Raw genomic sequence first — 10,660 nt, forward strand, 5'->3', positions numbered from 1 at the left:
CAGAAGCCTACTTCGTCCCGTCGCCGACCAGCGTGAACGGCGCCCACGCGCTCGGGTGCGCCCAGGTGTCGTTCGGGCCATCGTGTGTGCTGTTCAGGCGTATCTCGCGCATCGCCCGCTGCAGCGCCTCGGCGCGGGAGAGGTCGGGGTTGTCGCGCTTGATCTCGATCGAGCGGACGGTCAGCCGCGAGGCAACATCGTCGCGCACCGGCCAGTGCGAGGCGAGCAGGCTCCCCGCCCCGGCATAGAAGAACGACCGCGCCAGCCCCGAAAGCCCCGGCGCGCCCCGCGTGCCATCACCGGCGGCTGTGTTGCAGGCGGAAAGGATCACCCACTCCGCCGTAAAGCGCAGCGCGGCGATCTCGGAAGCGGAGAGATAACCGTCGTCCTCGGCAGAGGCTGTCGCGGGCGGGGTGAAGACAAGGCCGGGCTCGGCGTTTCCGGCCAGCTCGCCGGCCATCAGCCCGTGAGTCGCGAGCGCGATGACCTTGGCCCCGGCGATGTCGGCATGGCGGAAGTTCGCTTCGGTGGCGCGCGCGCCAGTAAACAGGCGGGTTGCGGGTGCGGCCATCGCCTTGCGCATCGCTTCCAGTTCCTCCGCGGTGCCAGGCAGGCGGACCATCTTGCGCAAGTTGGCGAGCGAGAGCTGACCGTCGCTGCCCCGGCTGACGCTGGCCCCTGTGCGGCGGCGGGTACCGTCCGCACCGCGACCGCCACGCAGCTCGGCCTTGCCCTCCAGCACCGGGTCGCCAAAGCCGAGGAAGGCACCGCCGCCTGTCGCCGGGTCCTGCCCGTACTTGCGCAGGAACGACAGGCTTTGCAGCGAGGGCAGCTGGATCAGCGCGACCTCGTCGGCCAGCCACTTCGTCTGGCGGAGCGCTTCGGGATCGCCGTCCTCGCCCTGCGGCGGTGCGGTCACGAGCAGCGAGAACGGCAGTGACGAGAGCGCCCCACCGGCCACCACGAACAGGTGGCGCTTGCCCTTGATGAGTTCGAAGTTCGGTTCGACCAGTTCCCGGAACAGCGTGTAAGCGGTCTTGCGGTCGAACGGGTACGCCCCTTCGCCCTCGTCCTCCCACTGGGCTTCTTCGGCCCGGCTGACCTCGACATTGCCGCCCACGTCCCACAGCAGGCGGCGGGTCATGCCGGCCACGCCCGCTTCAGTCAGGCCGGAGACCGACCAGCCGATCCCCTCGTGCGTGATCACCATGATCTGGGTGGCCTGCGGAGTTGGCAGGATCAGCAGCACCGCCTCGTCCGGTTTGACGAGATCGGCGGCCGCCTTGCGGCCAAGCGGCTCGGGCCGGATCAGGTCGAAATAGGCCGGAAAGGCCTGTCTGAGCCTGGCATCCGCGGCCGCCAGCTGCGCTTCCAGCGCCTTGCCTTCCTCCACGAGCCGGACGCGCTCGGCCTCGCCGCTCGCGTCGCGCTGGGCGATGGCCTTCGCCAGCGCGTCCTGGTTCGCCGCCCACTGGTCAGCCAGCAACTGCCGCGCCTCGACCAGCGGGGCGAGGCCCTGGCCTGCCGCAGCATTGCGCGCCGCGGTTTCGGCGACCGCGCGGCTGGCCGTGCCGTCTATGGCCAGCTGGATGGCCTTGATGGCCTCGTCCTGGACCGCGCCCTGCTCGTCTGCGGTCCTGAGAAACGGCAGCATGTTGCCATCGAGCGTGGCGAGAAGGGCGAAAGTCTCGTTGCGCAATCCGGTATCGCCGCTGGCCGCGGCCTCATCGTAAGGCGTGAAGCCCAGCGCCGCGGTTCGCGCCTCGAGCCCGCGCGCGGCGGCCTGCGCATGTTGGCGAGCCTCGCGCGAGAGGGCCTCATAGCGCGCCGGATCGGATTGGGCGAAGGCGAACGAGAGTTCGCCCAGATATTCGGCAAGACTGCTTTCGAAACCGATCGTGGAGGGGTGATCGGGTCCCAGCTTTTCCCGCGATCGCGCAACCGTGGGCCGCAAGGTTTCGATCGCCTCTGCAACCTTGCCGGTCACGAAGAGGTTTCGCGCCAGCTGTCCGACAAGAAAATGGCGGCCGGGATAAAAGTACTGCCCGGTTTCCGGGGTCGCCAGCATCGAATCGAGGCCGGCCTGCGCCAGGATTTCCCGTGATTGCCCTGCCTTGCCCAGCGGTCGCAGCACCTGCAGCAGGTTGCCGGCTGCGGTTGGCAACTGGTCGTCTGTCAGGCCGTTGGCGACGCGAAGGCGCACCACTTCGCGCAAGTTGGCTTCGGCGTCGGCAAACATCCCCAGCGTGCGCTGGGTGACCGCGAGGTTGGCGCGGTCGATCAGGACGTCGTAGTCGGCCTCGCCCCGCGCCTTCAGCCCCGCCTCGTAGATCTGCTGCTGGACCGGCAGCGCCTCCTCGATCCGGCCGAGCTGGAAATAGATTCCGGCGATGTTCGAAAGGACGATCAGCGCCTCTTTCGAGTCCGCCCCGAACAGGGTCTGGCGAAGCTTGTAGTCGCGCTGGTAGACCGGCAGCGCCTGCGCCACCTGCCCGAAGTTGTAGAGCGCCAGGCCATATTCGAACAGCACCTGCTCGACGGCACGCGAGTCGGGGCCGTGAAGTTGTTCCGCCAGGGGCAGCGCAGCCTGCCACGCGAGGACCGCACCCTCGAAGTCGTCCTTGGTGCGGGCGACCTTGCCGGCGTTCTTCAGCCAGAACAGCCGCGTCTTGTCGTCGATCTTCGCCGCCGCCGGCAGGTTCAGGCGGGTGTCGAGGTCCACGCCCTGCGCCCGGGCAAGCCCCGGACTTGCCAGCGCAAGCATGACGCCAAGCAGCCATCTCGTCCGCATTCGCCTGCCCCTCCTGCAATTGGCGCATCATGCCGCGCCATCCCCCTGTCGAGCAAGAGATTGCGGCGCGCCCGCGAGCGCACTACGCATGGCACATGAACTTCCTTCGCAAAGTGCTGATCGTCATTGCCCTGCTGGTCGTCCTGATCATCGGGGTCGTCTGGTGGAACATCCACGGCTCACCCGCCCGCTACACGCTGGACCAGACGACGGGGCCGCGCCCGGAGCTGGCCGACGCGGACTCACAGCTGATCCCGCAGCTCAAGGTTCCCGACCTCGTAGGCTGGGGGAAGGACGAGAAGCCGGTGGCAGCGCAGGGCCTGGCGGTCACGCGCTTTGCCGACGGGCTCGATCATCCCCGCACGCTATTCACACTGCCCAACGGCGATGTCCTCGCCGCGCTGACCAACAGCCCGCCGCGCGAGCGCAGTGGATTGTTCGCCATGGCCGAAGGCTATGTCATGAAGAAGATCGGTGCGGGCGATCCCTCGCCGAACAAGCTGGTCATCCTGCGCGACGGCAACGGCGACGGGATCGCCGAGCAGAAGTTCGTGCTCACCAACCCGGCGCTCAATTCGCCTTTCGGCATGGCCTACCGCGACGACGGGACCGGCGGGCGGCTGATCGTCGCCAATACCGACGCCGTGCTCTCGTTCCCGTTCACCCCCGGCCAGACCACGCTCGACGGCAAGCCAGAGAAGCTGATGGACCTCCCCGGCGGCGGCAACCACTGGGCGCGCAACCTGCTGCTCAGCCCGGACGGCAAGCTGCTCTACATCACGGTCGGCTCGGCCTCGAACATCGCCGACGGCGGGATCGCCAAGGAACAGGGCCGCGCCGCGATCTGGGAGTACGACTTCGCCAAGAAGAAGGGGCGCGAGTTCGCCACCGGCCTGCGCAACCCCAACGGGCTCGACTGGCAGCCGGCGACCGGCGAGCTGTGGACGACGGTCAACGAACGCGACATGCTCGGGCCAGACCTTGTGCCCGACTACCTCACCAACGTCCCCTTCGGCGCATCCTATGGCTGGCCGTGGGTCTACTGGAAGAAGAACATCGACTGGCGGGTCAAGGATCCGATGCCGAACTACTTCTTCGACTACGTCCGCAAGCCCGAGTACGCCCTCGGCGCGCACGTTGCGCCGCTCGGCCTCGCGTTCGCGCGCGGCGGCAACCTGATGGGGCCCCGCTTTGCCGGCGGCGCGTTCGTTGCCCGGCACGGGTCGTGGAACCGCCGCCCGCTGTCCGGCTATGACGTGGTCTGGGTCGCATTCGACGAGCGCGGCAACGTCAAGCCGCAGCCGCCGGTGCCGGTGCTCAGCGGGTTCGTCTTCGATGACGACGGGAAGGCCCATGGCCGCCCGACCTGGGTGGCGTTTGCCAAGGACGGCGCGCTGCTGGTCAGTGACGATACGGGCGGGGTTATCTGGCGCGTCGTCGCGCCCGGAGCCACACCTGCGCCGGACATCGTCTCGCTGATCTCGGACGCGGCGCCCAAGGCCCCGCCAAAGGTCGGCAACATCATCGCCCGGCCGAACGAGGATTCGGACCTGATGAAGCCGGACGAGCAGTAGTCGCGCGGCGCGACTTTACGGCTGGAGCTGTTTGCCGGCGCGGCCGGCAAGTTCATTGACATATTGCCACGCCACCCGGCCCGAGCGGGCGCCGCGGCGCTTCGACCATTCGAGTGCGTCATGCTCGTCGAAACCGAGGCCATAGTGCGCGGCATATCCGGCGATGATCGACAGGTAGTCGTCCTGCGTGCAGTTGTGGAAGCCGAGGCTGAGCCCGAAGCGGTCGGCCAGCGCGAGCCGGTCGTCCACCGCGTCACGCGGATTGATCGGATCGTCCTGTTCGGCGTGGACCCGTTCGACGATCGCGCGGCGATTGGACGTGACGGCCAGGCGGACGTTGCGCGGGCGCGCCTCCACGCCGCCTTCCAGCCAGGATCGCAGGTGCCGCGCTTCCTGTGCGTCGGATGCATCGAAACCGAGATCGTCGAGGAATACGAGGAACTGGCGGGGAGCCTTGCGCAAGGTTGCAAACAGGGCGGCGAGCCCCGCGTCGGGTGCGGCCTGGACCAGCGCGATGGAACCCGGTCGCTCCGCCTGCGCCGACGCGATCGCCGCCCGCAGCAGCGCAGACTTGCCCATGCCGCGCGCGCCCCACAGCAGCATGTCGTGCGCCGCGGAACCGGCGGCGAGCCGTCGCACGTTCTCGGTCACCGCCGCCTTCTGGGCATCGATCCCGCGCATCAGGTCTAGCGCAGGGGCCTCGAAGCTTTCGACCGGGCGTCCGCCCGCGCCATCCCAGACATAGGCGGGATGGGCCAGCCAGTTGGTGTCCGGCACGGCCTTCGGCGCCAGACGTTCGAGCGCCGCGGCGATGCGGGCGAGGGGGTCTCCCTGGTCCATTCCGGTTTTCAGCCCGCGACCAGCGCCTCGGCGTCAAGCTCGTAGAGCAGCGCTGCGCCGCCCATGGCTGCCGCGCCCAGCCCGCGCGCTTCGGGCACGATCGACTGGGTGAAGAACTTCGCGACGACGCCCTTGGCCGGGGTTTCGGCCACGCGCGCCTGGCGCAGCAGCTGCCACCCCGCGACCGCGACTGCGGCCATGGTCAGGAACGGCACGCTCCCGGCGAGCCGGTCGTCGATCGAAGCACCCGCGAGCCAGTCGGTCACCGCAAGGCAATCCTGCGCCAGGGCCGAAAGCTCGGGCGCCTCGGCGCAGTCGGCGGCGACGTCGCGCAGCAGGGCGCGGACCACGTCGCCGTTCTCGAAGCCCAGCTTGCGGGTCACGAGGTCGGCCGCCTGGATGCCGTTGGTGCCCTCATAGATCGGGGCGATGCGGGCATCGCGGTAGTGCTGCGCCGCGCCGGTTTCCTCGACGAAGCCCATCCCGCCGTGGATCTGCACGCCGAGGCTCGAAACCTCGCAGCCGACATCGGTGCCCCAGGCCTTGAGCAGTGGGACCAGCACTTCGGCCCGCAGTGCCGCAGCGCTGTTACCAAGGGTGCCGCGGTCGACCTGACCGGCGGTGTAATAAAGCAGCGCCCGCGCGCCCTCGGTCAGTGCGCGCATCCGCAGCAGCATTCGCCGCACATCGGGATGTTCGACGATCGCCACCGGTGCCTTGTCGGCGCTGCCGGCGCGGGCCGACTGGACCCGGTCCCGGGCATAGGCGCGGGCCTGCTGGAGCGCCCGCTCGGCGATCTGCACGCCCTGGTTGCCGACGTTGATCCGGGCCGAGTTCATCATCGTGAACATGGCCTTGAGGCCCTCGTTCTCGCGCCCGACCAGTTCGCCGATGCACTCGCCACCGCCGGTCGTGCCGTCGCCATAACCCATGACGCAGGTCGGCGAGGCGTTGATGCCGAGCTTGTGCTCGATCGACAGGCAGCGAAGGTCGTTGCGCGGGCCGAGCGAGCCATCGGCATTGACGAGATACTTCGGCACCACGAACAGCGAGATCCCGCGTGAGCCCGCTGGCGCGCCGGGCGTGCGGGCGAGGACGAGGTGGACGATGTTCTTGGCGAGGTCATGCTCGCCCCAGGTGATGAAGATCTTGGTGCCGTTGATCCGGTACTTGCCGGCGTGCGGCCCCTCGGTGATCGGCACCGCGGTCGACCGCAGCGCGCCGACGTCGGAGCCGGCTTGCGGCTCGGTCAGGTTCATCGTCCCCGACCATTCGCCGCTGACCAGCCTCGGCAGGTACATCGCCTTCTGCGCGTCGCTGCCATGGTGGTCGAGCGCATCGACCGCGCCGACGCTGAGGATCGGCAGGAGGGTGAACGCCATGTTGGCCGCGCCCAAGGTCTCCATCACGCAGGTGGAGAGCGTGAACGGCAGCCCCTGCCCGCCGAACTCCGTTGGACCGGCGATCGAGTTCCAGCCCTGCTCGACATAGGCTTGGTACGCCTCCGCGAACCCCCCCGGCAGGCTTACGGTGCCATTGGCGAGCAGTGCGCCTTCGGTGTCGCCCACGCGGTTGAGCGGAGCCCATTCGCCGGCCGCCAGCGCGCCGATGCCGTCGGCGATGGCCTCGACGAGATCGGGGCTCGCTGCGGCGAAGCGTTCGGACTCTGCGAGTTCGTCAATCCCGGCGCAAACTTTCATCGCGAGAACCTGGTCGGCTGTCGGTGGCGTGAAATCCATGGCTCTCCCCTTGGCACGGTGCTGGAGCGGCCTATAGCGACAGGTCATGGCGCTGACAAAGTCGGAGATGCACCCGAACGTGGTAGCCGCGGATGAAGCGGGAATCGCGCTCGCGGCCCAGGCGATCTGCGCCGGACGGACCGTCGCCGTGCCGACCGAGACTGTCTATGGCCTCGCCGCACGGGCCGACGACGAGGCGGCGGTTGCGGGGATCTATCGCGCCAAGGGCCGGCCGGACTTCAACCCGCTGATCGTCCACGTCCCCGACCTCGAGACGGCGCGGCGCTTCGTCGAAGTCGATGCGCGGGCCGAATCGCTCGCTGCCGCTTTCTGGCCGGGCGCGCTGACCATGGTCCTGCCGCGCCGTTCCGATGCCGCGCTGGCTGGGGCGGTCAGCGCGGGCCTTCCGACTGTGGCGATCCGCTGTCCGGCGCATCCGGTGATGCAGGCGCTGCTGCGGGAGAGCGGCCTGCCGCTCGCCGCGCCTTCGGCCAACCGCAGTGGCGGGGTCAGCCCAACCAGCGCCGCGCATGTCGCGGCGTCGCTGGGTGATAGGGTCGGCGTGATCCTCGACGGCGGTGAGACGGAGCAGGGCATCGAATCGACGATCGTCGGGCTGCGCAGCGACGGGACCTGGGCGATCCTGCGGCCCGGTCCGATCGAGGAATCCCGGATTTCCGCCATTCTCGGCAGACGCCATGACGCGGTGACGTCAGATCGCATCGAGGCGCCCGGGCAGCTCGCCAGCCACTATGCGCCGGGCAAGCCCGTGCGGCTGAATGCTCTCGCCGCCGGGGCGGACGAGTTCCATATCGGCTTCGGGGAGGTGCCCGGAGCGTTCAATCTGTCGGTCAAAGCCGATCTCGCCGTGGCGGCATCGCGGCTCTATGCCGCGCTCCACCGCGCTGCCGATGCGCCGCAGCCGCGCATCGCAGTCGCGCCCATTCCCGACGAGGGGATCGGCACGGCGATCAACGACCGCCTGCGCCGCGCGGCGGCCTAGCGGTCCGGTTCGGCCGGGATGGACGGGCGCAGGCGATCCATTTCGCTTCGGATTTCGTCCGACTTGCGGCACGCGTCCGCATCGCCGCCGGCACACTTTTGCACCTGCTTGCGGTAATCGCGCTCAAGCTTGCCATAGCGCTCCTCGCGTTTGCGCAGTTCGCGGCCGCGCTTTTCGTCGGCTTCGGACTGGCTCGTCGTTGCCATGTCGACCGCCTTGCCGGCCACCTTGACCGGCGCGGTCACCACATCGAGCGCCGTTTTGGCGAGGCAGCCCGAAAGCAGCAGCGCGCCGAGCGGTACGAGCACGAGACATGGGCGACGGAACATGGCCTTGCCATGCACCCGCCGCCCTTGACGGCGTGTGAACCGGGCGAGGTCAGCCTTCGTCGCTGGCCTCGGCCTCGGGCGCTTCATTCGCATCGTCCGCCTGCGCCGGACCGCTTTCGCAGACGAGCTGGCCTGAGCCCATCGTGCTGACCTTGCAGGTGGCGCGGCCGCGCACGCGGACCTCACCCGAGCCCATGATGTCGGCCTTGACCGTGCCGTCCGAGGCAAAGCGGGTCTTGCCCGAGCCGGCGACATCGACCTTGGCATCGTCCACGCTCAGTCCGTCGAGGTCTGCGTTGCCGCTGCCGGCGACGGTCAGGCGCAGCGACTTTGCCCGGCCGCTGCCCCGGATCGATCCCGATCCGGCCACGTCGATCTTGAGCGCGGTGGTCTCGATCACCCCGGTGTCGACGTCGCCGGAACCCGCCACGGTGACTTCGGTGTTCTCGCCCGCGAGCGCCTCGCTCGACATCTTGCCGGAACCGGCCATGACCAGCTTGGAAGGCGGCGGCATGGTCACGGTGATCGTGGCGTGGCCGCCATCCATCTTCCAGTTCTGCCTCGCGATGCCGAGCGTACCGTCCTTGAGCGTGAAGCGCAGGGCGTCCTTGGCCGCCTCGTCTCCTTCGACCGCTATGGCGAGCTTGTCGCCCTTGCGCAGGCGGACCTCGTCGGGACCGAGCATGGCGACCTCGGTCGGCGCCGGGCCGCTCATGTCGAGTTCGGAGAGGGGGACGCCCTTCTCCCCATTGATGGTAAAGTTACCTTCCTTGCAGGCGCTGGCGCCCATTGCGAGGCCGATCGCTGCCGTGGCGGCGAGGACGCGGGCGAGGTTCTTGAACATGGCTGTTCTCCGTGAAAGCTGTATTGCCCTTGTAATACGGCAACACGGCATGATGGGCCATGTCGTTCGTGGAATTCCGACGCAGGCTAGTCGGAATGCAGCCGAGCAATTTCGCTCGCTTTGCCCGCCCGCCGGAAATATCAGGCCGCATGAATTCGCAGCTTCAAAGTCTGACGCCAAAGGAAAAAGAAGCGCTGCGGCTCCTGCTCGCGGGCTACGACGCCAAGTCCTCGGCGCGGGAACTGGGCTTGTCGGTCCACACGATCAACGAACGACTCCGTGACGCCCGGCGCAAGCTGGGCGTGTCGAGCAGCCGGGAGGCGGCGCGGCTTCTTGCCGCGACCGAAGGAGCAGCGGACAATCCGCTTGGGTACAAGCATTTCGGGGTGACCTCCGACGACTCGGCGCGGCAAATGCCACCTGCCGCCGGGCCGCGATCACCGCGTGCCCGCATCATCTGGACAGGAGCCATCGTGACCGTCATCGCATCCGTCATTTCCGCCGTTCTGCTGCTTCAGGGTTCGGGCTCTGCCCCGACAGATAGCGCAGCCAAAACCACCCACGTGCGTGCCGAAGTGGCTGCCGCACCGGCCGAAACGTCCGCGCGGGCCTGGCTGGCCTTTGCGGACAAGGGAGATTGGCAGCAGACCTGGGCCACCGCGGCCACGATGTTCCGCTCGCGTGTTACGGGACCGGAATGGGCCGCCATGGCCGGTCCGGTCCGCCAACCCCTGGGCAAGGTGTTGTCCCGCAGCCTGCTGCACGCACAACTGACGGCCGAACTGCCCGGCGCACCGGCGGGCGATTATGCTGTCCTGCAATTCGCCACGACGTTCGGAGTGGACACGAAGGCCGTTGAGACGCTCACGCTCGTGCGCGAAGGGAGCGACTGGAAGGTGGCTGGTTACTTCGTCAAGCCGGCCTGACATGGCGGCATGTGAAAAGGGCCCCCGGTTTCCCGGGGGCCCTTTCGGTCCACGTTGCGCCGCGGATCAGGCGGTCGCCTCGTAGTACTTCGGTGCGTGTTCGTTGAGGATCGCGAGGATCTTCTTGAGCGCGGCCGGCTCGTCGGTCTTTTCCATCGCCGCGAGTTCGCGCGCGAGGCGCGACGAGGCGGCTTCGAAGATCTGGCGCTCCGAATAGCTCTGCTCGGGCTGGTCGTCGGCGCGGAACAGGTCGCGGGTCACCTCGGCGATCGAGACGAGGTCGCCCGAGTTGATCTTGGCTTCGTATTCCTGGGCGCGGCGCGACCACATGGTGCGCTTGACCTTGGGCTTGCCCTTCAGGGTGTCGAGCGCTTCGCGCAGGGTCTTGTCGCTGGACAGCTTGCGCATCCCGATCGATTCGACCTTGTTGACCGGAACCCGCAGGGTCATCCGTTCCTTTTCGAAGCGCAGCACGTAGAGCTGCAGCTTCATGCCCGCAATTTCTTCGTCCTGAAGCTCGACCACCCGGCCGACACCATGCTTCGGGTAAACAACGTAGTCCCCAACATCGAAGGCGAGAGCCTTGACTGCCATGTACAATCCTTTCGACACGG

At 68.2% G+C, this 10,660-nt stretch carries 9 protein-coding genes; 3 read left to right on the forward strand and 6 right to left on the reverse strand.

Annotation, left to right across the window (positions count from 1 at the left end):
- Nucleotides 1-7: 7 nt before the first annotated feature.
- Complete coding sequence (locus AC3WLD_RS02950; protein WP_492555430.1) at nt 8-2,791, reverse strand: CHAT domain-containing tetratricopeptide repeat protein; 2,784 nt, start codon at nt 2,789-2,791, stop codon at nt 8-10.
- Nucleotides 2,792-2,886: 95 nt separating this feature from the next.
- Here AC3WLD_RS02950 and AC3WLD_RS02955 point away from each other — a divergent pair, with 95 nt between their 5' ends.
- Complete coding sequence (locus AC3WLD_RS02955) at nt 2,887-4,365, forward strand: PQQ-dependent sugar dehydrogenase (protein ID WP_492555431.1); 1,479 nt, start codon at nt 2,887-2,889, stop codon at nt 4,363-4,365.
- Nucleotides 4,366-4,380: 15 nt separating this feature from the next.
- Here AC3WLD_RS02955 and AC3WLD_RS02960 read toward each other — a convergent pair whose 3' ends face one another.
- Both AC3WLD_RS02960 and AC3WLD_RS02965 read right to left on the reverse strand, forming a co-directional pair.
- The gene (locus AC3WLD_RS02960; protein WP_492555432.1) at nt 4,381-5,205 is read right to left on the reverse strand and encodes an ATP-binding protein; all 825 of its coding nucleotides are present in this window, start codon (nt 5,203-5,205) and stop codon (nt 4,381-4,383) included.
- Between the two features lie 8 nt (nt 5,206-5,213).
- The gene (locus AC3WLD_RS02965) at nt 5,214-6,944 is read right to left on the reverse strand and encodes an acyl-CoA dehydrogenase family protein (protein ID WP_492555433.1); all 1,731 of its coding nucleotides are present in this window, start codon (nt 6,942-6,944) and stop codon (nt 5,214-5,216) included.
- A 46-nt stretch (nt 6,945-6,990) separates the two neighbouring features.
- Between AC3WLD_RS02965 and AC3WLD_RS02970 the strand changes: the two genes are divergently transcribed.
- Nucleotides 6,991-7,947 carry an L-threonylcarbamoyladenylate synthase gene (locus AC3WLD_RS02970; protein WP_492555434.1) on the forward strand — a complete coding sequence of 319 codons (957 nt, stop codon included), beginning with the start codon at nt 6,991-6,993 and terminating at the stop codon, nt 7,945-7,947.
- On the opposite strand, the gene AC3WLD_RS02975 is transcribed toward AC3WLD_RS02970, so the two are convergent.
- Both AC3WLD_RS02975 and AC3WLD_RS02980 read right to left on the reverse strand, forming a co-directional pair.
- On the reverse strand, nt 7,944-8,276 hold the full coding sequence (locus AC3WLD_RS02975) for a hypothetical protein (protein WP_492555435.1): 333 nt from the start codon (nt 8,274-8,276) through the stop codon (nt 7,944-7,946). The genes AC3WLD_RS02970 and AC3WLD_RS02975 overlap by 4 nt on opposite strands.
- A gap of 49 nt (nt 8,277-8,325) precedes the next feature.
- Entirely contained in the window at nt 8,326-9,120 is a 795-nt protein-coding gene (locus AC3WLD_RS02980) for a head GIN domain-containing protein (protein ID WP_492555436.1), read from the reverse strand.
- A gap of 59 nt (nt 9,121-9,179) precedes the next feature.
- Here AC3WLD_RS02980 and AC3WLD_RS02985 point away from each other — a divergent pair, with 59 nt between their 5' ends.
- Nucleotides 9,180-10,046, forward strand: coding sequence for a helix-turn-helix domain-containing protein (locus AC3WLD_RS02985; protein WP_492555437.1), 867 nt, complete (start codon nt 9,180-9,182; stop codon nt 10,044-10,046).
- 66 nt (nt 10,047-10,112) lie between these two features.
- On the opposite strand, the gene AC3WLD_RS02990 is transcribed toward AC3WLD_RS02985, so the two are convergent.
- Entirely contained in the window at nt 10,113-10,640 is a 528-nt protein-coding gene (locus AC3WLD_RS02990; protein WP_492555438.1) for a CarD family transcriptional regulator, read from the reverse strand.
- Between the last annotated feature and the right edge of the window lie 20 nt (nt 10,641-10,660).

The sequence above is a fragment of the Novosphingobium sp. FW305-C-111 genome (assembly GCF_058783565.1).

Coding starts and splice junctions, on each gene's coding strand:
- AC3WLD_RS02950 (WP_492555430.1), bottom strand. CDS start 2,791: ATGCGGACGAGATGGCTGCTTGGCGTCATGCTTGCGCTGGCAAGTCCG.
- AC3WLD_RS02955 (WP_492555431.1), top strand. CDS start 2,887: ATGAACTTCCTTCGCAAAGTGCTGATCGTCATTGCCCTGCTGGTCGTC.
- AC3WLD_RS02960 (WP_492555432.1), bottom strand. CDS start 5,205: ATGGACCAGGGAGACCCCCTCGCCCGCATCGCCGCGGCGCTCGAACGT.
- AC3WLD_RS02965 (WP_492555433.1), bottom strand. CDS start 6,944: ATGGATTTCACGCCACCGACAGCCGACCAGGTTCTCGCGATGAAAGTT.
- AC3WLD_RS02970 (WP_492555434.1), top strand. CDS start 6,991: ATGGCGCTGACAAAGTCGGAGATGCACCCGAACGTGGTAGCCGCGGAT.
- AC3WLD_RS02975 (WP_492555435.1), bottom strand. CDS start 8,276: ATGTTCCGTCGCCCATGTCTCGTGCTCGTACCGCTCGGCGCGCTGCTG.
- AC3WLD_RS02980 (WP_492555436.1), bottom strand. CDS start 9,120: ATGTTCAAGAACCTCGCCCGCGTCCTCGCCGCCACGGCAGCGATCGGC.
- AC3WLD_RS02985 (WP_492555437.1), top strand. CDS start 9,180: ATGTCGTTCGTGGAATTCCGACGCAGGCTAGTCGGAATGCAGCCGAGC.
- AC3WLD_RS02990 (WP_492555438.1), bottom strand. CDS start 10,640: ATGGCAGTCAAGGCTCTCGCCTTCGATGTTGGGGACTACGTTGTTTAC.